Raw genomic sequence first — 26,214 nt, 5'->3', positions numbered from 1 at the left:
TCCCCGTGTCGGATTACATCGTCAAGGACATCGCGCTTGCGGATTACGGCCGCAAGGAAATCAACATGGCCCAGGACGAGATGCCCGGCCTGATGGCGGTTCGCGCCGAGAACAAGGGCAAGGCTCCGCTCAAGGGCGCGCGCATTGCCGGCTGCCTGCACATGACCATCCAGACCGCCGTGCTGATCGAGACGCTGAAGGAGCTCGGCGCCGATGTCCGCTGGTCCTCCTGCAACATCTTCTCGACTCAGGACCACGCCGCCGCCGCGATCGCCGCGACCGGCACCCCGGTCTTCGCCATCAAGGGCGAGACGCTGGAGGAGTACTGGGAGTATGTGCTGAAGACCGCCACCTGGGGCGACGGCGGCACGCCGAACATGATCCTCGACGATGGCGGCGACCTGACCATGCTGATCATCCTCGGTGCCGAGGCCGAGGCCGGGAATGCCGCCTTCCTCGACAAGCCGGGCAATGAGGAAGAGACGATCTTCTTCGCGCTGATCAAGCGCCAGCTGAAGGCCAATCCGGGCTGGTTCACCAAGACTCGCGCCGCGATCAAGGGCGTCTCGGAGGAAACCACCACCGGCGTGCACCGCCTCTATGAGCTCGCCAAGGCGAGCCGCCTGCCGTTCCCGGCGATCAACGTCAACGACTCCGTCACCAAGTCGAAGTTCGACAACCTCTATGGCTGCCGCGAGTCGCTGGTCGACGCCATCCGCCGCGGCACCGACGTCATGATGTCGGGCAAGGTCGCTGTCGTCGCCGGCTATGGCGACGTCGGCAAGGGCTCGGCCGCCTCGCTGCGCCAGGCCGGCTGCCGCGTGCTCGTCACCGAGATCGACCCGATCTGCGCCCTGCAGGCGGCGATGGAGGGCTATGAGGTCGTGACCATGGAAGACGCCGCCCCGCGCGGCGACATCTTCTGCACCGCCACGGGCAACCTCGACGTCATCACGGTCGACCACATGCGCGCGATGAAGCACCGCGCGATCGTCTGCAACATCGGCCACTTCGACTCGGAGATTCAGGTCGCCGCCCTGAAGAACTTCAAGTGGGACAACGTCAAGCCGCAGGTCGACGAGGTCGAGTTCCCCGACGGCAAGCGCATCATCCTGCTGTCGGAAGGCCGCCTCGTGAACCTCGGCAACGCCACGGGCCACCCGTCCTTCGTGATGTCCTGCTCGTTCTCGAACCAGACGCTCGCCCAGATCGAGCTGTGGAACCACCACGCCCAGTACGAGAACAAGGTCTATACTCTGCCGAAGCATCTCGACGAGAAGGTCGCGGCGCTGCATCTCGCCAAGGTCGGTGCCAAGCTCACCAAGCTCAACGACGCCCAGGCGAAATACATCGGCGTGCCGCAGGCCGGCCCGTTCAAGCCGGACCACTACCGCTACTGACACGCGCCAACGCGCAATCTCTTGAAGGCCCGGCATCCGCCGGGCCTTTTTTTATCGCTGTGCCATTATGGAATCACCGAAGGGGACACTACAAATTGTAGGTCGGTCTGATTTTGAAACTACTTCTTGATATTTCGTTCCTGATGGGCCGAGCTGCCCGAAAAACTCTCCATTTACCGGCGATTAAGCACTTCCTGACGGACTCCACCGATGATTACAGTGGGGGTGATTCGGGTTCCCGCCATGGCGCGGAACGGATCAAAGCTCTGATGTGATTGGCGTGGTGGTGCGCGTGCATCGGCCCTCGAGACGGTGGTTTTCGCCGGCTCTCCAAGCCGATTCCGACGGGTGTGGCGGATATGGCGGCCTCGGCCGCCACGAGATGATGGGCGCAGGATGAGACGGGTGAGGCGACAGGGGCGAGCTGGGGACTGGACTCCGCGCGCATTGCTGCCTGCCTTGATCGCTTCGGTTGCCTCGGCCCCCGCCATCGCGCAGGATCCCTGGCTCGCGCCGATGCGGCTCGACATCATGAGCACGAGCGCGTTGTCCCTCGTTCTCGCGGGATTGACGGTTTTCGCCACGACGACCTCGCTCGTCTATCTGCGCGAACGAACCCGCTGGCAGAAGCGCGAAGCCAAGCTGGCAGCCGATCTCGAAGCCGCACGCAGCCATCAGGAGCGGCTTTCGATCCTGCTGGGTGCTGATCCGCAGGTCGTGGTGAGCTGGAACGGCCGGGATGCTCAGCCGGTCTTCGAGGGAGACAGCGGCTTTCTCGGCGCCCCCGGCGCCGCGCTCGCTTTGGCCTATGGCAGCTGGGCCGCCCCTTCTGACGCCAAGCGGCTGGAGCTTGCGACCGACGCACTGAAGGAGCGTGGCGAGGCTTTCACCGTCACGCTGCGCAGCAAGGCCGGACCTTTCATCGATATCGAGGGCCGGCCCGTCGCCGGCCGGGCAGTCATTCGCTTCCGCGAGGTCACCGGCGAGCGGGCGCAGGTCATGACGCTGCGCGGCGAGCTGGAGCGCGTCACCGCAGATCACGCGGCGCTCGCCCATCTGCTCGCGGGCCTGCCGCACCCAGCCTGGATGCGTAACGCCGATGGCCGCCTGACCTGGGTCAACGCCGCCTATGCGCGGGCCGTCGAAGCCAGCGACACGGCGACCGCGGTGAAGGGCGGTCTCGAACTGCTCGACCGGGCCGAGCGCGAGGCGGCGACACGGGCGCGGCGCGAAGGCAGCCCCTTTGCGGTGCGGGCGCCAGCGGTTGTCGCGGGCCAACGCCGGACTCTGGACATCGTCGAGCTGCCGGCTGCGACGGGCTTTGCCGGGTTCGCCACCGATATGAGCGAGCTGGAAGCGGTCAGGGCCGACCTTCAGCGCCAGATGGACGCCCATGTCCGTACGCTCGACCGCTTGAAGACGGCGGTCGCGGTCTTCGACGGCTCGCAGCGTCTCGTCTATCGCAACTCCGGCTTCGATGCGCTCTGGTCGCTGGAGGCGGGCTTCCTCGATGGCCAGCCGACCGATGGCGAGATCCTCGACCGGCTCCGGGCCGAGCGGCGCCTGCCGGAACTCGGCGATTACCGCAGCTGGAAGGCTGCGGCCCAGGCGGCCTACACCGCGACGCGCGCCAGCGAGGACTGGTGGTATCTGCCGGACGGGCGCACCATCCATGTCGTCGCCAGCCCCAATCCGCAGGGCGGCGTCACCTATCTCTACGACGATGTGACCGAGCGCTTCACGCTCGAATCCCGCTTCAACGCGCTCTCCCGCACCCAGCGCGAGACGCTGGATTCGCTACGCGAGGGCGTTGCCGTGTTCGGCTCGGATGGGCGGCTCAAGCTCTCCAACCCCGCCTTCGCCCAATCCTGGCGTATCCAGGGCGGCGATCTCGCCGCCAGCGCCCCGCATATCGACGAGGTCATTCGCCTCTGCCGGCCGCTCTTCCCGCAGGACGAGATCTGGAGCGAACTGCACAGCGTCGTCACCGGCGTGCGCGATGCGCGCGAGGATTATCGCAGCCGGATGGAGCGGCGCGACGGCACGGTGCTCGACATGGCGGCCGCGCCGTTGCCGGACGGAGCGACGCTGATCTCCTTCGCCGACGTCACCGCCAGCGTGAATGTCGAGCGGGCGCTGACCGAGAAGAACGAGGCGCTGGAGCGTGTCTCGCGGCTGCGCGAGGACTTCGTCCACCACGTCTCCTACGAGCTGCGCTCGCCGCTCACCAACATCATCGGCTTCGCGCAGTTGCTCGGCACCGAGACGGTCGGCCCGCTCAACGAGAAGCAGCGCGATTATGCCTCGCATATCGTGCGCTCCTCCGGCGCGCTCCTCGCCATCATCAACGACATCCTGGACCTCGCGACCATCGACAATGGCGCGCTGACGCTGGAAATCCAGGATGTCGATGTCGCCGACACCATCGCCCAGGCGGCGGCGGGCCTGCATGACCGGCTGACCGACAGCAGGCTGGAGCTCAAGGTCGAAATCGATCCGCGCACCGGGCCGCTGCGCGCCGACGGCAAGCGCCTGCGGCAGGTGCTGTTCAACCTGCTTTCGAACGCGATCGGCTTCTCCTCGCCCGGTCAGACCGTGACCGTCAGCGCGACACGCCAGGGCAGCGACATCCGCATCACCGTGGCCGATCACGGCCGCGGCATTCCGTCGGAGGTCATGGAGAAGGTCTTCGAGCGCTTCGAGAGCCATTCCCTCGGCTCCAGCCATCGCGGCGTCGGCCTCGGGCTGTCGATCGTCCGCTCCATCGTCGAATTGCATGGCGGCCATGTCGAGCTCGACTCCGCGCCGGGCCGCGGCACGAAGGTGACGGCCATCTTCCCGGCACAGGGAATGCCGCTCTCGGACGCCGCTGAATGACCGAAGAAGCCCGCAAGGCCGGCCTCCACCGCCTTTTGCTGGCGGATGAGGCAGCAACGCTGCGCCTCGCCGCCGACATCGCCGCCATCCTGAAGCCGGGCGACATCGTCGCGCTCTCCGGCCATCTCGGCTCCGGCAAGTCGCTGCTGGCGCGCGCCATCCTGCGCGAGCTCGCGGACGACCCCGCACTGGAGGCGCCGAGCCCGACCTTCACGCTCGTCCAGAGCTACGACACCAGGCGCGGCCCCGCGCTGCACGCCGATCTCTACCGCGTGCGCTCGCCGGACGAGCTCGACGACATCGGCCTGATCGAGGATGTCGAACGGCTGATCACGTTGGTCGAGTGGCCTGACCGCGCCGGCACGCGCCTGCCGGCTGGGCGCAGGCTCGACATCGTGCTCGATGTCGACCCCGACAATCCCGAGACCGGCCGCATCGCCGATCTCTCCGGCGGCGTGCTCTGGAAGCAGCGGCTCGCCATCGCCGTCGCTTCGCGCCGCCTGCTCGACGCCTCCGGCTGGGGCGGGGCACGCCGCGACTTCATGCTCGGCGACGCCTCGACGCGCGCCTATGAGCGGCTGACGCAGCCGAATGGCGAGACCGCCGTGCTGATGATCTCGCCGCCGCGGCCGGACGGCCCGCCGATCCGCCTCGGCAAGCCCTACAGCACGCTGGCTCACCTTGCCGAGAACGTCGAGGCCTTCGTCGCGATGGATCGCGGCCTGCGCTCGCTCGGCTATTCGGCGCCCGAGATCCTCGCCGAGGAACTGACCACCGGCCTGCTCATCATCGAGGATCTCGGCAGTGCGGGGGTGATCGACGCCGAGCGCCGGCCGATCGCGGATCGCTATGAGGCGGCGGCCAGGCTGCTCGCCGACCTCCACCGCCATACCCTGCCGGCGATCCTGCCGGTGGCCGAGGCGCGCGACCATGCGATCCCGGAATATGACCGGCAGGCGCTGGCGATCGAGACCGAGCTGATCCTGGAATGGTATGCGCCGCATATCGCGGGCGTGACCCTGCCGGCGGTGACACAGGCCGAATTCGCCCGCATCTGGAACAAGCTCTTCGACGAGATCCTCGCCCAGCCCAGCACCTGGACGCTGCGCGATTTCCATTCGCCGAACCTGATCTGGCTGGAACAGCGGGAGGGCCACGCCAGGCTCGGCCTGATCGACTTCCAGGATGCCGTGCTCGGCCACCCGGCCTACGACCTCGCCTCGCTCGGCCAGGATGCGCGCGTCGATGTTCCGGCCTCGCTGGAATTGAGATTGCTCGCCGCCTATGGCGCGGCGCGGCGCACTGAGGCGCCCGATTTCGATCTCGCCGATTTCGCCCGCGCCTATGCGATCCTTGGCGCCCAGCGCAACACCAAGATCGCCGGCATCTTCGCCCGGCTCGACAAGCGCGATGGCAAGCCGGACTACCTCAAGCATCTGCCGCGCATCGAGGCCTATCTGCGCCGCAATCTCGAACACCCCGCCCTCGAAGAGCTGAAGGGCTGGTATCAGGCCCATATGCCCAAGCTGTTCGAGACGGAGTGAGGCGCAAGGCGCCGTCATGCTCGGGCTTGACCCGTGCATCTCGTGAAGGAGCGAGCACGGGAACCGCGCCGCGCCCCTCTCCCCTTGCGGGAGAGGGTTGGGTGAGGGGTCGTGCCGTCCTGAATCGCTGTCGTAATTGATGTCCCGTCTTATCGAAGGTCGCGCGACCCCTCATCCGTCTCGGCTTCGCCGAGCCACCTTCTCCCGCAAGGGGAGAAGGGTAGTTCCCGCGCCCCCACCCCCAGGAATGCGCAAGCCGTATCGGGTCTTGAGTGCGGGTTCTCTCCGTGGCTGATAACGTTGCTGAAATGGCAGGGAGATTCGCGTGACCTCAACCGCTTCGCCGCCGATCCGCCGGGCGATGGTGCTGGCGGCCGGGCTCGGGCAGCGCATGCGCCCCATCACCGACACGCTGCCGAAGCCGCTGGTGAAGATCGGCGGCAAGGCGATGCTGGACCATATGCTCGACCGGCTGGCCGAGGTCGGCGTCGAGGAGGCTGTCGTCAACGTCCATCATCTCGCCGGGCAGGTCGAGGCGCACCTCGCCGGACGCACCCGCCCGCGCATCTCCATCTCGGACGAGCGTGCCGAACTGCTGGAGACGGGCGGCGGCGTGAAGAAGGCGCTGCCGCTGCTCGGCGCCACACCGTTCTTCCACGTCAACTCCGACGCGCTCTGGCGCGAGACCGGCCGGCCCGCCATGCAGGCGATGGCCGAGGCCTGGGACCCGGCGCGGATGGACATGCTGCTGCTGCTCGCCGAGCGCGAGACCAGCCTTGGCTTCGACGGCGCCGGCGATTTCTTCCTCGGAGGGGACGGCCGCCTGACACGCCGCGGCGCGGCTGCGAGCGCGCCTTGGGTCTACGCGGGTGTCGCTATCCTCAAGCCGGAGCTCTTCGCCGACACGCCGGAAGGGCCGTTCTCGCTCAACCTGCTCTTCGACCGCGCCATCGCCCGCGGCCGCCTGTTCGGCGAGGTGCTGGAGGGGCGCTGGCTGCATGTAGGCACGCCCGAGGCGATCGCGCCGGCCGAAGCCGCCCTCGCCGCGCAGCCGGTCGATGCCTGAGCTCAACCTGTTCAGCATTCCCGCCGGCGCGCCCTTTCTCGAGGTGCTGGCCGAAGCGATGCTGGACGGGCGGCTGGGGCCGATCCACGACCACGCCGATCCGGCGGCGATGGCACGCGCCACGCTCTACCTGCCGACGCGCCGCGCCGCCCGCGCCTTCACCGCAATCCTGGCCGAGAGGCTCGGCGGCAAGCCGCTCCTGCTGCCGCGCATCGTCCCGCTCGGCGATGTCGACGAGGCCGAAACGGCGCTGATCGGCTCCGGCGCCTGGACAGGCGAGCGTCTCGCTCCGATCGAGCCGCTGCAGCGCCGCATGCTGCTGACCCGGCTCGTCGACGCCTGGGGCCGCGCCGCCAATCGCAGCCATCTCAGGCTCGACCCGTCGGAGCCGTCACTGGTGCCGGCGACGCTGGCCGAGGCCTATGGGCTCGCCGGGGACCTCGCCGCCCTGCTCGATCAGATGCAGACCGAGGGCGTCCCGGTCGAGAAGCTCGTCGGCCTCGACGCTGCCCGCTTCGACAGGGTCTGGCAGCTCAACGCCAGTTTCCTCGCCATTCTCGGCGAGGCTTGGCCGCAGATCCTCGCGGACCAAGGCGCGATCGACCCGGCCGAATTCCGCAACCGCATGTTGGCGGCCGAGCGCGAGCGGCTGCTTGCGGGCGGAGCAAGGGGCCCGATCATCGCCGCAGGCTCGACCGGCACAGTCCCGGCCACGGCGCGGCTGCTCTCGGCCATCGCACGGCTTCCCAACGGAGCGGTCATCCTGCCGGGCATCGACCTCGAGTTGGACGAGCGGGCTTGGAACGCGATCGCCAAGGAACCTGCGCCGTCGCATCCGCAGGCGGCGCTGCATCATCTGATGGAGACGCTCGGTGCGGAGCGCGCCGATGTGCGCGAACTCGCAGTGCCCGATGCCGCGCGCCATGCACGAGGGGAATTGCTGCGCGAGGCGATGCTGCCGGCTTCGGTGACGGAGCTTTGGGCCAGCCTCGGTCAACGCATCGCGGCCGGCGAGGCGGAAGCGGGCTTCGCCGGACTGCGCATCGTCGAGACGGCCGACGAGCGCGAGGAGGCACTCGCGGTCGCCATCGCGCTGCGCGAGACGCTTGAACGGCCGCAGGCGAAGGCAGCATTGGTCACGCCGGATCGCGGCCTTGCCGAGCGCGTGGCGGTGGAACTGGCGCGCTGGGGCGTCGAGGTCGATGATTCCGCCGGACAGCCGCTCGGGCGCTGGCCGGCGGGCTCGCTGCTGCGGCTCATTCTGGAAGCGGCGCTGGCGCAGATGACGCCGGCCACGCTCGTCCCGCTCTTCGCCCATCCGCTCTGCCGGCTGGGCTTGAGCCACGAGGCGCTGACGCGTGGAGCCGCGGCCCTCGAGATCGGCTGCTGGCGCGGCAATGCCGTCGGCAGGGGGCTGGCCGGCCTGCATGTCGCACTCGGCCAATGGAACGAGCTGCGCGAGGCTGGTCACGTTCCCGGCCCGCGCAAGCGATTGACGGCGGAGGATGCAGCTGCCGCCGCGACCGTGCTTCATGCGCTGGAAGCCGCCTGTGCACCGCTGCTCGAAGCGCTTTTCCTCGACGCGCCGTCACTCGCTGCCGTCGCCGCAGCCGCACAGGCGGCCGTCACCGCCATGAGCACGACGGAAGCCGGCACGCCGCTCGCTTTCGTCGGCCCCGATGGCGAGGCGCTGGCCGGCCTGTTTGATGACCTCGTTGCGGCGAGAGAGGTGATCCCGTCCGGCGGCCGGCCGCAGGATTTCGTCGCGATCCTCGACGGCCTGCTCGCCGAGCGCGCGGTCAAGCGGGCGGCGTCGGGCCATCCGCGTGTTGCCATCTGGGGCCTGCTCGAAGCGCGCCTGCTCGAGGCCGACCATATCGTGCTTGGGGGGCTGAACGAGACCGTCTGGCCGCCGCAGACCACGACCGATTCCTTCATCAACCGGCCGATGCGCGCGGAGCTCGGCTTGTCGCCGCCAGAGCGCCGCATCGGCCAGACCGCGCATGACTTCGTCCAGGCGCTGATGGCGCGCGAGGTCACGCTGACGCGGCCACGCAAGGTCGGCGAGGCCGAGACCATCGCCTCGCGCTTCTGGCAACGCCTGCAGGCGGTGACGCCGAAGGACGCATGGAGCAGGGCGCGCGCCGAGGGCGATCGTCTGCGCGGGCTCGCTGCCCTGCTGAGCGCGCCGGCTGCGGCCAAGCCGATCGGGCGGCCGGCGCCGCGCCCGCCGCGCGCGCTGCAGCCGCTCTTGCTCAGCGTCACCGAGGTCGAGACGCTCTATCGCGATCCCTACCAGATCCATGCCCGCAAGATCCTGAAGCTCGACTCGCTTGACGAACTGATCGAGGACCCGACGGCGCAGGACCGCGGCCGGCTTCTGCACAACATCGTCGAGAGCTTCACCACGACGTATCCCGAGCAGTTGCCTGCCGACGCGCTCGGGCAATTGATCGCCATCGGAGACCGGTTGTTCCGCGACTTCGACGACGTGCCGGAGGTGCGCGCCTTCTGGTGGCCGCGCTTTCTGCTCACGGCCGGGCATTTCATCCGCTGGGAGGAGCGCCGGCGCCCCGGCATCGGCCGCATCGGCGTCGAGCTGTTCACTGGGGCGAGCTTCAAGCTGGCCGACGGCAGCGAATTCCGGCTGAGCGGGCGGGCCGACCGCATCGAGCTGACGCGCGAGCCGGCGCTGCGGATCGTCGACTTCAAGACCGGCGCGCCGCCCAGCAAGGCCCAGGTCGAGAAGGGCTTTGCGCCGCAATTGACGCTGGAAGCCGAGCTTGCGGCACGTTCCGGTTTCAAAGGACTGACAGGGCCGACGCCGGTCGAGGCTGTCATCTACATGAAGCTCCACCACGACCCGAAGGGCTGGGCCAAGGACAAGCCGCTGGATTTCGACGGCGAGCCGCTGGCCGATGTCGCCGCGCGCCATCTCGACAATCTGCTGAAGCATCTTGATGCGCTGCGCTCCGGTCGCGAGCCTTACGTCTCGCGGCGCGCGCCGGACTACATCCGCTATGCCAGCCCCTACGACCATCTCGCCCGTGTCAAGGAATGGTCGGCGGCACCCGGCGGGGACGAAGGAGGCGAGGCGTGAAGCCGGGCTGGATCGTTCCGCCGCTGACCAACCAGCGCCAGGCGCTGGCCGCCGACCCCGGCCTCTCGGCCTGGGTCTCGGCCAATGCCGGCTCGGGCAAGACCCATGTGCTGGTCAACCGCGTGCTCCGGCTCCTGCTCGACGGCGTGCAGCCGAGCCGGATGCTGTGCATCACCTATACCAAGGCGGCGGCCGCCAATATGGCGAACCGCATCTTCAAGGCGCTCGGTGCCTGGGCGACGCTGGATGAGACCGTCCTTGCACGGGAGCTGACCAATCTGACAGGTCGTGCGCCGGCTGCCGCCGAGCGGGCCAAGGCGCGACGGCTCTTCGCCGAGGCGTTGGAAACACCGGGCGGCCTGCGCATCGAGACGATCCACGCCTTCTGCACCCGCGTGCTGCAAGCTGCGCCCTTCGAGGCCAATGTGCCGCCGCGCTTCGAGGTGGCGGATGATCTCGCCCAGGCCGAGATGCTGCGCGAGGCGCGGCGCGAACTGCTAGCCCTGGTCGCTGCGAAGCCGGATGGGGCGGAAGCACGCGCGCTCGATCTCTTGGCCCAGCTCGCGGCGCAGGACTCCTTCGAGACGATGGTGCAGGAGGCGCTGCGCCAGCGCGCCCTGTTCAGCGACGAGAACGGCCGCGCCCGCGATCCGCGGGAGATGCTGGCCGGCATCGCCGCCTTCCTCGCTATCGCGCCCGATCTCGATGCCGACACGATCAAACGGGCCTTTCGCGCCGAGTTCGCGGCACTGCCCGGCCTGCAGGGCCTGATCGAGGCGCTGCAGGCCGGTAGCGCGACGCGCCAGAACCTTGCCGCGTCGCTGCGCACGCTGCTTGCCGGGCAGGACGATGGCGACCCCGTCGCCTTCTGCCGGCGCGGCTTCATCACCGAAGCCGGCACGATCAACGCCAATATCCGCGGCAAGGGCAAATCCGAATTCGACGGCGCCTTGCTGGCGACGCTGGAAGCGCTCGCCGCCTGCCTGCTGGCGGCGGCCGATGCGATCAACGCCGTCGCTATCCGCGACCGCAGCGCGGCGCTCGCTTTGCTGGTCACGCGCATGCTCGCCTCCTACCAGCGCCAGAAGAGCCTGCGCTCGCTGCTCGACTACGATGACCTGATCGCGCGGACGCGCTCGCTGCTGGAGCGGGTCGAGGCGGCCTGGGTGCTCTACAAGCTCGACGCCGGCATCGACCACATCCTGCTCGACGAGGCGCAGGACACCGGCGAGGCGCAATGGGCGATCCTGCGCAAGCTCGCCGAGGAATTCACCAGCGGTGGCGACCTTCGGGCAAAGCCGCGCACCATCTTCGTCGTCGGCGACGAGAAGCAGTCGATCTATGGCTTTCAAGGAGCTGCGCCCGCTGCCTTCGGCGAGGAGCGCCGCGCGCTCGGCCAACGGATCGCGGAGGCGGAGCTCGCCTTCGAGGCGATCAGCCTCAACACCTCCTTCCGCTCGGCGCCGGACATCATGCAGGCGGTCGATGCCGTCTTCGCCTTGGCCGAGCATGCGCGCGGACTCGTCTTCGACGGCACGGCGCGGCCGGAGATGCACGACACGGTGCGCCGCAGCGCGCCCGGCACGGTCGACATCTGGCCTATAGCCGCCAACGATACCGGCGAGCCGCCGGATGCCTGGACCACGCCGGTCGATGCGCCCGAGCGGCGCAGTGGCACGGTGAAGCTCGCCGAGCGCATTGCGCGCACCTTGCAGCGCTGGCATCGCGACCGGCGCGACGATCGCGGCAATCCCTTCGCCGCCGGCGACGTGATGATCCTGCTGCGCCAGCGTGGCGCGCTCTTCGAGGCCATCGTCAAGGCGCTGAAGGATGCCGGCGTGCCGGTGACAGGTCGCGACCGGCTGACGCTGGCCGAACATCCGGCGGTGGAGGATCTCGTCGTGCTCGGCCGGGCGCTGCTGCTGCCGGACGACGACCTGACGCTCGCCACCGCTTTGAAGACGCCGCTGATCGACCTGAACGACGATGATCTCCTGCATCTCGCGCCCGGCCGCGCCGGTTCGCTGCGCGCCGCCTTGCAGGAGGCCGCCGCGAACGAGCCGCGCTATGCCGCAGCGGAGGCGAAGCTTGTCGACTGGGCGCGCGAGGCCGGCCGCTCCGGGCCGTTCCGCTTCTTCGCCGGGCTGCTCGGTCCCGGTGGCGGACGCAATCTCGCCCTGGCCCGGCTCGGTGCCGAAGCGGGCGACGCGCTCGATGCCTTTCTCAACGCGGCGCTCGATCATGAGCGGCGTTATGGCCCCTCGCTCGCCGGCTTCCTCCAGCACGTCACCGGCAGCGCCGCCGACGTGAAGCGCGATCTCTCGGCCAGCGCCGGCGAGGTCCGCGTCATGACGGTGCACGGCTCGAAGGGGCTGGAGGCGAAGATCGTCATCCTCGCCGATCTCGGCGTCGAGCCCGGTGCCAAGCGCCTGCCGAAGATCCTCGCCGTGCCGGCTGCCCGCGACGGCCTCGTCCCGATCTGGCCGCCCGCGAGCGCCGAGGACACTGAGGCGACCACCGCGGCCAAGGCCAGGGTCATCGCGCAGATGGTCGAGGAGCATCACCGCCTGCTCTATGTCGCCATGACCCGCGCCGAAGATCGCCTGATTGTCTGCGGCGCGCAGGCCAAGGGCGAGGCGCCGGCCGGAAGCTGGTATGCGATGATCGCGGAAGGGCTGGCGCAGTCGGAGGCCGGTTTGCACGAGATCGGTGCGGGCGAGGAGGCGATCCTGCGCTTCTCTGTCACGCCGCCGGCGCCGGTGGATGAGGAGACGCAGGCTCTTCGGGGCGAGCCGGCCCTGCCGTCGCCCATCTGGCTGACGAAGCGGGTCGCCCGGGAGGCCGAGCCCGCACCGCCGCTCAAGCCATCGAGCGCTCTCTCGGCTGCGGATGGCGAGGAGCGGCCGGGCGACGGGCCTTTCCTGGCCGAGGCTGCGGCGGCGGGCCGGCTGGCGCATCTCCTGCTCCAGCTGCTGCCCGATCTTCCGGCCGCGCGCCGCGCCGGGACGGCAGAAGTCTTGGCGCAGGCGCGCGGTGGCGCGCTGCCGCCGGAGCGCCGCGCGCGCATCGTCGCCCAGGCGCTTGCTCTGCTGGACGAGCCGGGCCTCGCGGCGCTCTTTTCCGAAGGTGCGCTGGCGGAGGTGCCGGTGGCCGGTGCCATCCGCCTGCCGGATGGTCCGATGCGCGCGGTATCCGGCCGGATCGACCGGCTCGCCGTCATGCCCGACTGCGTCGTCATCGCCGATTTCAAGACCACCGCCCGGCCGCCGGAACGGGCCGAGGCGATTCCCGTCGGCACGCTGGCGCAGCTCGCCGCCTATGCCGCGCTGATGCAAGAGATCTATCCCGGCCGGACGATCCGGGCGTTGGTGGTCTACACCGCGAACCTCGCCCATTTCGAGCTTGCGGCCGCGCAGCTCGATGCGGCGCTTCTCGCCTTGGCAGGCGCCGCCACGGGCGTTAGCGTCGATCCCCCCGACGGATCGCCCCGATCATGAAGCTTCTGCCGTCCCTGTTGCTGCGCCCGCGCCTTCTGGTGGCTTTGGGCGCGGGCGCAGTGTTGGCGGTGCTGCTGCCCGGCGACTGGCGTTGGGCGACGCGATTCCTGGTTGCCTGGGACGTCAGTACGATTCTCTATCTCGGCTTGCTCGCCTCGACGATGTTTTCGGAAACGGTCGACGAGATCCGGGCGCGGGCCGAGCGTCAGGACGAAGGCGCCTTCGCCATCCTGATCATTGCCTGCCTGGCCGCGAGCGCGAGCCTCGTCGCCATCGTGGTGCAGCTTACGGGCATCGGCGCAGCGCCCGCCGCGGAGCGCGGCCTCCATCTGGCGCTCGGCGGCGTCACGATTCTGTGTTCATGGACGCTGCTGCACGCCTTCTTCACGCTGCATTACGCCGGTGTCTACTACCGGGGCGGCAAAAAGGAGCCCTGCCTCGATTTTCCCGGAGAGGCCGATCCCGACTATGTCGATTTCCTGTATTTCTCCTACACGATCGGCTGCACATCGCAGACCTCGGATGTGGGGGTGACCACGCGTGAGGCGCGCGGCGTCGTGCTGCTGCACTCTGTCCTCGCCTTCGTGTTCAACACTTCGATTCTGGCGATGGCGATCAATGTCGGGGCGAGCCTGGTTTCAAGCGGCTCGTGACGCGCCCGCTTCGCCTCTGCCCTGCGGCGCACGCGCCTTGACCGGAAGGGCGGGCGTTCATAGCTTCGCTGGCGAAGGGTGGTATAGCTGCCCGTTGAAACCGAAAGGCGGCCAGTCATGGCAACGAGCAAGGTAACCGATCAGAGCTTCGAGGCCGACGTCCTGAAGTCTTCCGAGCCGGTCGTGGTGGATTTCTGGGCGGAATGGTGCGGCCCCTGTCGCATGATCGGCCCGGCGCTTGAGGAAATCGCGACCGAGCTCAATGGCAAGGTCAAGATCGTCAAGATGAACGTCGACGAGAATCAGCAGATTCCGGCCCAGTTCGGCATTCGCTCGATCCCGACGCTGATGCTCTTCAAGGACGGCAAGCTCGCCTCGCAGAAGGTCGGTGCGGCGCCCAAGAGCGATCTCTCGCGCTGGATCTCGGCGGCCGTCTGAACACCCTCGAGTCTCTCATGAAGAAGGCCCGCTTCCGGTTGGAAGCGGGCCTTTTCGATTCGTCGAGTTGGACGGGGAGACACCAATCCTGCCGGAATGCCTCCGCGGGAAAGAGGCTCTACGGCCGTTGAATTCAGGCGCGGCTTTCCTTGTCGATTGCGAAGGCGCCGGCGCCGGCGAAGACGAAGTAGAGGAAAACGAAGCAGTAGAGGATTGCCGCGTCGCCGCCGTTCAGCGCCGGGTAGAAGTTCTTCGGCGCATGCGCCATCCAGTAGGCGAAGGCCATCTGGCCCGAGAGGACGAAGGCGACAATTCGGGTCTGGAAGCCGACGAGCATCAGCAGGCCACCGACGAGTTCGAGGGCGCCCGCGAACCACATAAGCGTAAAGGCCGAGGGCAGCGCGCCGCCGGCCGGCGGAGCCGGGAAGCCGAGGAGCTTTTGCGTGCCGTGCAGGATGAAGATCAGTGCGGTGACGATACGCAGCAGGCCGAGCACATGCGGCGCATAGCGATTAAGCGAGTTCATCTGTGTCCTCTGTCGACGAAAACGAAACGAATGGCGATAGGTTCCTGCGCGTTTCCCGTCCGGCTTTTAGGCAGGGCTTTTGATTTTGCGCAATATCCCGTTCGATGACGATTTCGTTTGCGCATTTGCAAGTTCGATCACGTTCTCGCGACGACTGTGCCTTCGCGGCCGCAGCGCACCCTTAACTGTCCCTTAAAAGCGCCATGTTTGAATCCTGTGTGACCTGACCGCATTGCAGGGCGGCGTGTGGGCCGAACGGGGCAGGATGAACGACCGGATCAAACGAGGCGAGCGGCGCGAGCCGTCCTTCGACGAAGAGAGCGGCGCAAGCCGCGACGATTTCGACATGCGCCTTTCCGACGACGATCGCCCGCTTCACCGTCATCGCGCAGCGCCGCGTCCGCAGCCGCGTAGCCAGCCGGTGCGCAACAAGCGCAGCGGTGGAGGCGGTGGTGGCAAGCGCCGCGGGCGCCGGCGGCGCTCGCTGCTCGGCGGGCTGTTCTACTGGACGATGGTGCTCGGCCTGTGGTGCGCCATCGGCCTCGGTGGCTTCATCGCCTATCACGCCTCGCAACTGCCGCCGATCGACCAGCTCACCGTGCCGAAGCGGCCGCCGAACATCGCGATCCTCGCCGCCGACGGCTCGCTGCTCGCCAATCGCGGCGAGACCGGCGGGCGCACCATCACCATCGGCGAGATACCGCCCTATCTGCCCAAGGCCTTCGTCGCGATCGAGGACAAGCGCTTCTACGAGCATTTCGGCATCGACCCGATCGGCATCAGCCGCGCGCTCGTCACCAATCTGCGCGGCCGCGGCGTGGCGCAAGGCGGCTCGACCCTGACCCAGCAGCTCGCCAAGAACCTCTTCCTGACGCAGGAGCGCACCGCCGCCCGCAAGATCCAGGAGGCGATCCTGGCGCTCTGGCTCGAGCGCACCTACACCAAGGACCAGATTCTCGAGCTCTATCTCAACCGCGTCTATTTCGGCTCTGGCGCCTATGGCGTGGAGGCGGCAGCGCAGCGCTATTTCAACAAGTCGGCGCGCTCGGTGACGATCGCGGAGGCGGCGATGCTCGCCGGCCTGGTGCAGGCCCCGTCGCGTCTGGCACCCAACCGCAATCCGGAGGCGGCCGAGAAGCGGGCCCAGCTCGTCATCGCAGCGATGGCAGACCAGGGCTTCATCTCGCAGGCGGCAGCCAAGACCGCGCTGACCACGCCGGCCGAAGTGCCCGAGCGCGTCGGCGCCGGCTCGGTCAACTATGCGGCCGATTACGTCATGGACGTGCTGGATGACTTCATCGGCGCGGTCGAAGGCGACGTGACCGTGCTTACCACCCTCGATACCAAGCTGCAGAGCTCGGCCGAAACGATCCTCGTCGATGCGCTCTCGGCGCAGGGTGCCAAGCTCAACGCCTCGCAGGGTGCGGTGGTGTCGCTTGCGCCGGACGGAGCGATCCGCGCCCTGATCGGTGGGCGGGACTACACCAAGAGCCAGTTCAACCGGGCGACGGCGGCGCGCCGCCAGCCGGGCTCCTCCTTCAAGCCCTTCGTCTATCTGACCGCGATCGAGAAGGGCATGACGCCGGACACGATCCGCGACGACTCGCCGGTTTCGATCAAGGGCTGGGAGCCGGAGAACTATTCCCGCAGCTTCCGCGGCCCGGTGACGCTGCAGACCGCCTTCGCCCATTCGCTCAATACGGTCGTCGCCCGCCTGATCCAGGAGGTGACGCCGCGCGAGGTGATCCGTACGGCGCAGCGCCTGGGCATCACCTCGCCGCTGCAGCCCAACCCGTCGCTGTCGCTCGGCACCTCCGAGGTGACACCGCTGGAGATGACGGCCGCCTATGCCAGCTTCGCCAATGGCGGCCAATCGGTGCTGCCCTATGTCATCCGCGAGGTGCGTTCGACCAACGGCAAGGTGATCTATGCCCGCAAGGCGAATAATTTCGGCCCGGTGATCCAGCCGCAGACGCTCGCGATGATGAACACCATGTTCCACGCGGTGATGACCGGCGGCACCGGCAGCAAGGTCAACCTCGCCGGCTGGGAGGTCGGCGGCAAATCCGGCACCACGCAGGATTATCGCGACGCCTGGTTCGTCGGCTTCACCGGCCGCCTCGTCACCGCCGTCTGGGTCGGCAATGACGATAACTCCACCATGAAGCGCGTCACCGGCTCCGGCCTGCCGGCCGAGATCTGGGGCAAGTACATGAAGGCCGCCCATGCCGGCGCCCAGCCCATCCCGCTGCCCGGCGGCTTCTGGCAGGGCGCGCCGAAGACGATCTTCGGCGACGGCGCGCCGGTGGCCGATGCCGGCACGCCCGCGCCGGCTCAGCCCGCCAGCTCGGATCGCGCCTGGGTGAAGCCGGCGCCGCAGGAGCGCAACTTCTTCGAGCGACTCTTCGGCGGCTGAGGCCGCTTAGACCTTGGCTCCGCGGATGGCACGCGTCGCCCGGAACAGCACCAGGGCGGCGACGCCGAGCGTCGACATGACCATGGGCAGCGGCAGCGCCGCGTTCTTGAGCAGATGGCCGACGAGCAGCCCGACGCAGGCCGAGAGCAGCATCTGGCACAGGCCGTTGAAGGACGACGCCGCGCCGGCGCGGTCCGGAAAAGGCATCATCGCGGAGGCCTGGGCCTGCGGCATGGTGAGCCCCACGCCGCAGGCATAGAGCGCCATCGGCACGACGACGCCTGCCGCCCCGCCGAAACCGGTGAGGACACCGACCAGCATGGCGAGCCCGCCCCCGGCGAGGCAGGCGACTCCGAGGGAGATCACACCGTCCATGCCGCGCCGGCCGACGAGGCGCTGGGCGATGATCGTCCCGAGGATGAAGCCGAGCACGCCGAAGCCGAAGGAGAAGCCATACTCCACCGGCGTCAGCCCGTAGATGCCGATCAGCACGAAGGACGAGCCGGAGATGAAGGCGAAGAGCCCGGCATAGGCCAGCGCGGTGAGCGCGACATAGACGCGGAAGGCGCGGTTATGCAGCAGCACGCCGAACCCGCGGAAGATGGCGATCGGCGAGAGGGGGTGCGGTGAGCGCACGCGCATCGTCTCCGGCATGATCGTGATGATGACGGCAGCAAGAGCTAGCCCGAAGGCGAGCGAGGCGAGGAAGGTCGAGCGCCAGCCGAAGGCGACTTGCAGCACGCCGCCGATCACCGGTGCGACGGCTGGGACAAGCCCCATGATCATGCCCATGCGCGCGAGCTCGCGGCCGGCGCGCGGCCCGTCATAGAGGTCTCGCACCATGGCGCGGCCGAGCACGATCGGACCCGAGGCCCCGAGCGCCTGCAGCGCCCGCGCGAATGTCAGCGCTCCGATCGAAGGCGCGAGCGCACAGGCCAGCGTCGCCAGCGTGAAAAGGCTCAAGCCTGCGAGCAGGACGGGCTTGCGGCCGAGACGGTCCGAAAGCGGCCCCCAGAAGAGCTGCCCAGCGGCGAAGCCGAACAGGAAGGACGAGAGCGTCGCCTGCGCGCCGGCGACATCGGTTTCCATCACCCGCGCGATCTCGGGCAGGGACGGCAGGTAGAAATCGGTCGAGAGGGGGCCGAGCGCCGTCAGCATGGCGAGGACGGCGGTCATCGCCAGCGTATCGGGACGAAGCTTCATGGGCGGCCTCCGGCGCGGCCGGAGCGGGCCGCGCGCCCCTGCTACGACGTCAGCCGGTCATCCGGCAATGGCGGCGGGCGCCGGGCCGTCCTGAGTCTCGCCGTGATAGGCGGTCGCGCGCATCGAGGGGCGCTGCGAGAATTCCTCGTACCAGCGTGTCAGCCGGGGGCGCTTGGTCCGGAAATCCGGCAGTGCTCGGAATTCCAGCCAGGCCAGCGCCGTCGCCAATCCGATCTGCCCGATATCGACGGGGCCGTCGAGCGGCTCCTGCCGCTCCAGCAGGTCATAGGATTCGACGAGCTTCGCCGTCTGGCCCTCCTGGAGCGGCGGGTAGCGCAGAGCCTCCGGCCGGCGCAGCGTCTCCCACCGCAGGGCGATGCCGGCATCGCACAGTCCCTGCGCCACGGCATGCAGGCGCAGCGCCTGCCAGCGCTTGGCTCCGTTTGTTGGGATCAATTTCGGACCGGAATGCAGTCCGTCGAGATAGTCGCAGATCACCAGCGAATCGAAGATTGCTCCCGCCTCCGGCGTGATCAGCACCGGCACCTTGCCGAGCGGATTGACCGCGAAGACGGCCGGGTTGCGGTTCGTCGGGCTGGTCTCGTGGTCGATGATGTCGAGTTGGCCCGCGATGCCGGCCTCATGGGCGAAGACGATGGTCTTGTGCGCATAGGGCGAATGGCTCTGCGAATAGAGCGTCAGCCGCTCGCCGGAGGACTGGTTGGTCATGCCGCGACCTCGGTGGGCTCAAGGCCGACGAGTTCGGCATAGCGTGCCGGATCGGTGGCGCCCTCCGTGTTGACGAGGAAGACGCGCGAGGAGGCATCAAGCTTCAGGGCCGCCCGCGCTTCCGGGTTACGCAGCACTGCCAGCAATCCCGCGAGCCCGGCCGCGCCGCTTTCGCCGGCGACAATGGCCGGATCGCCGGCGACGGGGCGGGCGAGGCGGTTCATCGCCTCGACGGCATCGGAATCCTCCGCGGTCAGGAAAGCGTCGGCGGCGCGGTAGAGCACGCGCAGAGCCAGCGGCGAGGGATCGTAGCATTCGAGCATCGCCATGACAGTCGGCGCGCCATGGGCGATCTTGACCGGCCGGCCCTGTCGTGCCGCCTCGAAGATGCAGGCTGCCCGCGACGGCTCGACTACGGAGAAGAGCGGCCGCTCGTCGCCGAAACGGGTCTGCATCTGGGCGGCGAGCGCGGCTGCGATGCCGCCGACGCCAGCCTGCACGAAGACATGGCTCGGCTGCGCCGGCATCTGCGCCAGCGCCTCGCGGGCGATCGCGGTATAGCCCTGCATCACGAGGCCGGGGATGCGCTCATAGCCTTCCCACGACGTATCGGAAACGATGGTCCAACCCCGCTCGGTCGCGACACGCGCCGCCTCGACCACGGAGTCGTCATAGGTGCCGTTGACGCGCACCATCTCGGCGCCGAAGCGGGCGATTGCCGCGACGCGCTCGTCGCTGACGCCGCCATGGACGAAGATCACCGCCTTCGCGCCAAGCAGCTGCGCGCCCTGCGCCACCGAGCGGCCGTGATTGCCGTCGGTCGCGCAGGCAAAGGTCATTCCGGCGGCCACAGTGCGGATAGCGGGATCGTTCATATCGGCATCGCTCAACGGGCGGCCGAGCTTCTCCGAAGCGGCCTCCAGCGCGAGCCGGATCACCGCATAGGCGCCACCGAGCGCCTTGAAGCTGCCGAGGCCGAGGCGCTGGCCCTCATCCTTGATGAAGAGCGCGCCGATCCCGAGCGCGGCGGCGAGGCCGGGCAGGCTGTGCAGCGGCGTCGGCACATGGTTCTGCCGCTCAGCCAGATGCGCCTCGATCGCATCCGCCCCGGCAGGGCCGAGCGTCTCGACATCGTCGGGGTGGAGAGTGGAGCGGTAGTCGGGATGGTGGTTGAGCAGGAACATGGCGACCTCGGGGACTTGCTGATGAATGGATATTGCAAGCGGGGCGAAAAAGGCGCTGGATTTGAGGCGAGCTGATGCAAGTTTGTTTCTCAGGACGCGCCATGCCCGAGCCCGCCGCTCACGACCTCGACGCCTTCGACCGCGCGATCCTCGCCATCCTGCAGCAGGACAACACCACGCCGCAGCGCGTGATCGGCGAGCGTGTGAACCTCTCCGCTCCGGCCGTCCAGCGCCGTATCCGGCGGATGGAGGCGAGCGGCGTCATCCGCGCCAATGTCGCTGTGGTCGATCCGGGGGCGCTCGGCCATCCGATCACGCTCTTCGTCGAGGTCGAGCTGGTCAGCGAGACGGCTGTCGACATCGACGCGGCCAAGACCGCCTTCCTCGCCGCGCCCGAGGTGCAGCAATGCTACTACGTCACCGGCGAGGTCGATTTCATGCTGGTCGTGCTGGTGCCGAGCATGGCGGCCTATGAGGCGCTGACGCGGCGGCTCTTCTTCGCCAACCCCAATATCCGCAAGTTCCGTAGCTTCGTCGCCATGGACCGGGTGAAGACGGGGCTCGCCGTGCCCGTCGCGTAGCGGTCCCGCGGCAGGCGCAGGCGTGGCATCGCCTGGTCGTCTTGTTCTGGCGGCGGCGATATGCGACCGCGATCCGACGTGACGAACGAGCCTGTCGGGCCTTGCCTTGATCACAGTGAAAGCCACCCCAGCAACGGCCGGAGCGGGCGATGCGCCGCAGGGCTGGCGCGCGCTCGTCCGCTCCAGCGAAATCGGCGTCGTCGTGCTGGCCTCCGTGGTTGGCGTCTTCGCCGGGCTGATCGTGCTGGCGATGTCGCTCACGACGCAGCTTCTGCATGAGCTCATCTTCGGACTGGCGCATGGCCAGCGCCTGTCGATCACCACGACGATCCCGACCTGGCGGGCCCTCGTCGGTCCTGTCCTCGGCGGTCTCGCCATCGGCGTGGCGTCCTGGCTGTTCTTCCGCCGGCGCAAGCAGCCGATCGACCCGATCGAGGCCAATGCGCTGCATGGCGGACGAATGTCGCTGCGCGACAGCGTCTTCGTTGCGCTCCAGACGATCGGCTCCAGCGGCGCCGGCGCCTCGGTAGGCCTCGAAGCGGGCTATACCCAGGCCGCGAGCGGGCTCGCCTCCCATATCGCACGCCGCTTGCGCCTGCGCCGGGCCGACATGCGCCTGATGGTCGGCTGTGCCGCCGGTGGCGCCATCGGGGCGGCCTTCGATGCACCGCTGACCGGCGCCTTCTATGCCTTCGAGCTCATCCTCGGCAGCTACTCGATCGCCGCTTTCGTGCCGGTGATGGCTGCAACCTTCATGGCGACCGTGACCCACAGCCTGCTTGCGCCCTCGCTGCTCGCGGTCGAGGTGCCGCCGATCGGGCCGATCATCGTCTCCGACCTGCCGCTCGTCGTCATGTTGGGCGCGGCCTGCGGGCTCGCCGGCATCGTCGTCATGCGCGCCGCAGCCTTCGTCGAGGCCGGCTTCCGGCGCTCGCGGATCCCGACCTGGCTGAGGCCGGCCTTTGGCGGCCTCCTCGTCGGTGCGCTGGCGATCTGGAGCCCGTCGGTGTTCTCGGCCGGTCACGGCGCGATCAATCTCTATCTCGGGATCGACACGAATCTGGCGCTCTTCGCCTTGGTCCTTCTCGCCAAGGCGCTGGCATCCTCGATATCTATCGGCTCAGGCTTCCGCGGCGGCTTGTTCTTCGCCTCGCTGCTGCTCGGCGTGCTGACCGGGCGCCTCTTCATCGGCGTCTTGTCGCTCGCCTTCCCGAACCTTGCGGGGCATGAGACGCTGTTTGCTCTGGTCGGCATGAGCTCGCTCGCGGTCTCGATCGTCGGCGGGCCGATGACGATGGCCTTGCTGGCGCTCGAGATGACCGGTGATCTCAAGCTGACGCTCGCCATCGTCGGTGCGGCCGGCGCGGCTTCGCTCGTGACGCGTCGCCTCTTCGGCTTCTCCTTCGCGACATGGCGCTTCCACCTGCGCGGCGAGAGCATCCGCGGCGCCCATGACGTCGGCTGGATGCGGGACCTCACCGCCGGCAGCATGATGCGTATCGAGGTGCCAAAAATCGCAGCCGACGCCACCATCGCCGAGGCGCGGCTGAAATACCCGCCGGGTTCCACCAACTACCTCGTCGCGATCGGCCCCGGCGATGCCTATGCCGGCATGGTGCCGCCCGGCGCGCTCTACGAGCCCGATCCGGCGCTGGACGAGGAGGCCGCGGCCGAGCCAGCGCCGCGCACCGTGCGCCATCTGCTGCGCAATCCCGATCGCATGCTGCTGACCGACATGTCGGTGCGCGACACGCTGAAGCTCTTCGACGAGTCCGAGAGCGAGGCGCTGCCCGTCGTCGCCGATCGCGACAGCCGCCGGCTCGTGGGCATCCTCAGCGAAGCGCACGCGATCAAGCGCTATAGCGACGAGGTCAGCCGCCGAAATCGTGAGCTGATCGGCGAGTAGCTCAGCCGCTTGCCGTCATTGCGAGGAGCGAAGCGACGAAGCAATCCAGGGGGACTGGGTTGAACGTCTCACCCAGTCCCCCTGGATTGCTTCGCTGCGCTCGCAATGACGGTGTGGCGTGGGCGTGAGCTGCTCAGCTCGAACGCAGCCCTGTCTGCCAGACGACCCGCCACTCCGCGATCGGGATGTCCTGCCCCGACGTCACGATGCCGATCCGGTCGAAATGGATCGCACGGCCGGCGAGCCGCGTGTTGACCTCCGCGATGGCGGCTGCCTTGGCAGCGGCCTCGACCGGCCCATAGAGCAGCGAGACATGCGGCACGAAGCTGTCGAAGCCTTCCGGATCGAGCGCACGCTTGAGCGACGCCAGCGGTTGCGAGACCGCGAAGCGGGCATAGAAGGAGCGAAAGAAGGCTTCGCTCCCTTCGACCCACGCCACGGGTTCCGAGAAGGCAGCGATGCTCTCGGCGGCCGCTGTCGCCGCGCGTTCGAGCGCGGCGGGTGGCATCGTCGTGTCACCTTGCAATGTCAGATGTGGCGCGAAGAGCAGGGTGCCGAAACGCCCTGCCAGATCGCCGACGAGACCGGTCAGCATCGCCTCGTCGGAGGGCGACGCCATGAGCCAGAGGGAGTGTATCTGCGCTGTCATCCAAGTTTCACAAAGCTCTTGCATAGAGTGCGCCCCGTACGTAATGTTTATTTCAATCGTGCTAGTCAATGGAAGAAAAATTCCATTAACCGGCAACAAAAGCGAAGGTGGGGAGTGGGCGCCTTGCAGCCGGAAACGCAAGCCAGAGCGGGCAGTGGCGCGGCCATTGGCGTGCGCGCGCTCAAGGTTTCCTATAGCGGCACGCGCGTGCTGCACGGCATCGATCTGGACTTCGCTCCCGGCAGTTTCACCGCGCTCCTCGGCTCCTCCGGCTGCGGCAAGACCACGCTGCTGCGTTCGCTCTCCGGCTTCGTGCCGGTCGAGTCCGGTTCGATCATCGTCGGTGGCAAGGATGTCGCCGGATTGCCGCCGGAAAAGCGCGGCATGGCGATGGTCTTCCAGTCCTACGCGCTCTGGCCGCATATGACCGTGCTGCAGAACATTGGCTACGGCCTCAAGCTGCGCGGCAAGTCGAAGGCCGAGATCGCCGCCAAGGTCGGCGAGATGCTGAACTTCCTCGGTCTTGCCGGCTATGAAAACCGCAAAGTCACGGCCTTGTCCGGTGGCCAGCGCCAGCGCGTTGCGCTCGGCCGCGCGCTCGCGATCGACCCCGGCATCCTGCTGCTCGACGAGCCGCTCTCGAACCTCGATGCCAAGATCCGTTTGACGATGCGCCACGAGATCCGCGCCATCCAGCAGCGGCTGGGCCTGACCGCCGTCCACGTCACCCATGACCGCGAGGAGGCCATGACCATGGCCGACCGGCTCGTCATCATGCAGGCTGGGCGCATCGCGCAGGTCGGAACGCCGGAGGAGGTGTATGATCGTCCGGCCACCGCCTTCGTCGCCAATTTCATGGGTGCGGAGAACGTGCTGCCGCTGCGCATCGAGCGCGGCGATGGACTGGCGTCCGTCGCTGCCGGCGAAGCCCGCGCGACCCTTGCGGGCGAAGGAGCTGCTGCGCTGCCGGCCGGCGAGGCGCTCGCCTATTTCCGCGACGATGTCGCGAGCCTCGACGCGCTCGATGCGCCGCCTGCAGGCGGCGAACTCGTCGTCCCCGGCATCATCGCCGCGCGCGCCTATCCCGGCGGCATCTACCGCTACAAGGTGGAAGCGGCCGGCCGCCAGATCACGGTCGACGATGCCGGCCGTCACGAACTCGGAACGAAGGTCGGGCTGCGCATTCCGCTGCAGCGCCTTCACATCTTCCCGGCGACCGAGGCCGGGATCGCCGCCTGACAGGGAGTCAGACACATGCGCATTATCACGCTTGCCTGCTCGCTCGCCGCGCTGATCGTGGCATCGCCGCTTTCTGCGCAGACCCTCAACGTCGCCTCCGCCGGCGATCAGAACATGGTCGACTACGTCAAGGACTATCTCGGGCCGATGTTCGAGAAGGCCCATCCGGGCGTGAAGGTCGTCTCGGTCGGCACCGGCCCCGGCGATTCCGGCTCGCAGAAGATCTACGAGAAGCTCGACGCCCAGAAGGGCGCCGCCACGACCGATTTCGACGTGGTGGTCATCCACCAGAAGGCCGCCGGCCAGATGGTCAAGGAAGGCCTGCTGAACAAGTACACGGCCAATGTCGACACGTCGAAGCTCGTCTCCAGCGAGACGGCCAAGAACTCGCTCGGCGCCGACGTCTCCGGCTACGTTATGCCGATGTTCCAGTCGCAGACGGCGCTCGCCTACAACGCCGACATGCTGAAGAACCCGCCGGCCAACTTCACCGAGCTGAAGGAGTGGGTGAAGAAGAACCCGAAGCAGTTCGGCTATAACGGCATCAAGGGCGGCATGTCCGGCGTGGCCTTCGTCGCCGGCTGGGTCTATGCCTTCGGCGGCGACGCCGACAAGCTGATCCAGGGCCCCTATGACGCCGCCGAGAAGGCCAAGTGGGACAAGGCCTTCGCCGAGCTGAAGGAGTTCAACAAGAATGCCGTCATCACCCCCGGCAATGCCGGCACGCTCGACATGCTCAACCGCGGCGAGATCGCGATGGGCCCGGTCTGGGTCGACATGTTCTACTCCTGGCAGGCCGACGGCAAGCTGCCGCCGAGCATGAAGCTGAAGCTCGCCTCGCCCGGCATGCCCGGCCAGCCGATGTACTATGCGGTGCCGGAGAAGTCGGCGCAGAAGAAGCTGGCGGAAGAGTTCATCGCGCTCGCCACCAGCCCGCAGGTCCAGGCTGACGGCATCGTCAAGAAGTTCAACTGGTATCCGGGCATCGATGCCAAGAACCTCGAAGGCAAGCTCGACAAGGCCGCCTGGGACAAGCTCTTCACCGACATCACTCCGGCTGAGCTCGCCAAGAACGGCAAACCCTTCCCGATCGCGCCCTACTTCAACGACATCCTCGAGGGCTACGAGAAGAAGGTCGCGAACTGAGGTTCGCCCCGAGAAGCCGTCATCCTCGGGCTTGACCCGAGGATCTCATGACCAGCTTAC

General features: G+C 68.1%; 18 protein-coding genes. 13 read left to right on the top strand and 5 right to left on the bottom strand.

Features of this window, described 5'->3' with window-relative positions; genetic code table 11:
• The first annotated feature begins 5 nt into the window (after positions 1-5).
• From ahcY to trxA, 8 genes are all read left to right on the top strand, one after another.
• The gene (gene ahcY, locus FQV39_RS15850; protein ID WP_472840593.1) at positions 6-1,400 is read left to right on the top strand and encodes an adenosylhomocysteinase; all 1,395 of its coding nucleotides are present in this window, start codon (positions 6-8) and stop codon (positions 1,398-1,400) included.
• Positions 1,401-1,859: 459 nt separating this feature from the next.
• Positions 1,860-4,277, top strand: coding sequence for a sensor histidine kinase (locus FQV39_RS15845; RefSeq protein WP_349238554.1), 2,418 nt, complete (start codon positions 1,860-1,862; stop codon positions 4,275-4,277).
• Positions 4,274-5,821 carry a tRNA (adenosine(37)-N6)-threonylcarbamoyltransferase complex ATPase subunit type 1 TsaE gene (gene tsaE / locus FQV39_RS15840; protein ID WP_149131157.1) on the top strand — a complete coding sequence of 516 codons (1,548 nt, stop codon included), beginning with the start codon at positions 4,274-4,276 and terminating at the stop codon, positions 5,819-5,821. The genes FQV39_RS15845 and tsaE overlap by 4 nt, the downstream gene beginning before the upstream one ends.
• A 361-nt stretch (positions 5,822-6,182) precedes the next feature.
• Positions 6,183-6,887: a nucleotidyltransferase family protein gene (locus FQV39_RS15835; RefSeq protein WP_149133875.1), complete on the top strand. Its 705-nt coding sequence runs from the start codon at positions 6,183-6,185 to the stop codon at positions 6,885-6,887.
• The gene (addB, locus tag FQV39_RS15830) at positions 6,880-9,987 is read left to right on the top strand and encodes a double-strand break repair protein AddB (RefSeq protein WP_149131156.1); all 3,108 of its coding nucleotides are present in this window, start codon (positions 6,880-6,882) and stop codon (positions 9,985-9,987) included. Before FQV39_RS15835 ends, addB begins: the two co-directional genes overlap by 8 nt.
• Positions 9,984-13,484, top strand: coding sequence for a double-strand break repair helicase AddA (gene addA, locus FQV39_RS15825; RefSeq protein WP_187639948.1), 3,501 nt, complete (start codon positions 9,984-9,986; stop codon positions 13,482-13,484). Before addB ends, addA begins: the two co-directional genes overlap by 4 nt.
• Positions 13,481-14,137 carry a DUF1345 domain-containing protein gene (locus tag FQV39_RS15820; RefSeq protein WP_149131154.1) on the top strand — a complete coding sequence of 219 codons (657 nt, stop codon included), beginning with the start codon at positions 13,481-13,483 and terminating at the stop codon, positions 14,135-14,137. Before addA ends, FQV39_RS15820 begins: the two co-directional genes overlap by 4 nt.
• 117 nt (positions 14,138-14,254) lie before the next feature.
• Entirely contained in the window at positions 14,255-14,575 is a 321-nt protein-coding gene (gene trxA, locus FQV39_RS15815) for a thioredoxin (protein WP_038366779.1), read from the top strand.
• A gap of 133 nt (positions 14,576-14,708) precedes the next feature.
• On the opposite strand, the gene FQV39_RS15810 is transcribed toward trxA, so the two are convergent.
• Positions 14,709-15,101, bottom strand: a complete 393-nt coding sequence (locus tag FQV39_RS15810; RefSeq protein WP_149131153.1) for a DoxX family protein — start codon at positions 15,099-15,101, stop codon at positions 14,709-14,711.
• 265 nt (positions 15,102-15,366) lie between these two features.
• On the opposite strand from FQV39_RS15810, the gene FQV39_RS15805 reads away from it, so the two are divergent.
• Positions 15,367-17,517, top strand: a complete 2,151-nt coding sequence (locus FQV39_RS15805) for a transglycosylase domain-containing protein (protein ID WP_248313027.1) — start codon at positions 15,367-15,369, stop codon at positions 17,515-17,517.
• A 6-nt stretch (positions 17,518-17,523) separates the two neighbouring features.
• On the opposite strand, the gene FQV39_RS15800 is transcribed toward FQV39_RS15805, so the two are convergent.
• The 3 genes from FQV39_RS15800 to FQV39_RS15790 are packed head-to-tail and all read right to left on the bottom strand — an operon-like array spanning position 17,524 to position 20,633.
• The gene (locus FQV39_RS15800) at positions 17,524-18,720 is read right to left on the bottom strand and encodes a multidrug effflux MFS transporter (protein WP_149131152.1); all 1,197 of its coding nucleotides are present in this window, start codon (positions 18,718-18,720) and stop codon (positions 17,524-17,526) included.
• Between the two features lie 57 nt (positions 18,721-18,777).
• Positions 18,778-19,449: a glutathione S-transferase family protein gene (locus FQV39_RS15795; RefSeq protein WP_349238553.1), complete on the bottom strand. Its 672-nt coding sequence runs from the start codon at positions 19,447-19,449 to the stop codon at positions 18,778-18,780.
• A complete protein-coding gene (locus FQV39_RS15790; RefSeq protein ID WP_149131151.1) occupies positions 19,446-20,633 on the bottom strand; it encodes a diaminopropionate ammonia-lyase in 1,188 nt (395 codons plus the stop codon). Before FQV39_RS15790 ends, FQV39_RS15795 begins: the two co-directional genes overlap by 4 nt.
• 101 nt (positions 20,634-20,734) lie before the next feature.
• Between FQV39_RS15790 and FQV39_RS15785 the strand changes: the two genes are divergently transcribed.
• On the top strand, positions 20,735-21,214 hold the full coding sequence (locus FQV39_RS15785) for an Lrp/AsnC family transcriptional regulator (RefSeq protein WP_149131150.1): 480 nt from the start codon (positions 20,735-20,737) through the stop codon (positions 21,212-21,214).
• A gap of 115 nt (positions 21,215-21,329) precedes the next feature.
• Complete coding sequence (locus FQV39_RS15780; RefSeq protein ID WP_149133872.1) at positions 21,330-23,120, top strand: chloride channel protein; 1,791 nt, start codon at positions 21,330-21,332, stop codon at positions 23,118-23,120.
• 133 nt (positions 23,121-23,253) lie between these two features.
• Here FQV39_RS15780 and FQV39_RS15775 read toward each other — a convergent pair whose 3' ends face one another.
• Positions 23,254-23,769, bottom strand: a complete 516-nt coding sequence (locus tag FQV39_RS15775; RefSeq protein WP_187640347.1) for a hypothetical protein — start codon at positions 23,767-23,769, stop codon at positions 23,254-23,256.
• A gap of 114 nt (positions 23,770-23,883) precedes the next feature.
• Between FQV39_RS15775 and FQV39_RS15770 the strand changes: the two genes are divergently transcribed.
• Both FQV39_RS15770 and FQV39_RS15765 read left to right on the top strand, forming a co-directional pair.
• Complete coding sequence (locus FQV39_RS15770; RefSeq protein ID WP_349238552.1) at positions 23,884-25,008, top strand: ABC transporter ATP-binding protein; 1,125 nt, start codon at positions 23,884-23,886, stop codon at positions 25,006-25,008.
• A gap of 15 nt (positions 25,009-25,023) precedes the next feature.
• On the top strand, positions 25,024-26,154 hold the full coding sequence (locus tag FQV39_RS15765; RefSeq protein ID WP_149131147.1) for an ABC transporter substrate-binding protein: 1,131 nt from the start codon (positions 25,024-25,026) through the stop codon (positions 26,152-26,154).
• Positions 26,155-26,214 lie beyond the last annotated feature (60 nt).

Source organism: Bosea sp. F3-2 (assembly GCF_008253865.1).
Taxonomy (GTDB): Bacteria; Pseudomonadota; Alphaproteobacteria; order Rhizobiales; family Beijerinckiaceae; genus Allobosea.
Note: the sequence above shows the minus strand (reverse complement) of the source record. Positions and strands in the feature narration are given on the sequence as shown.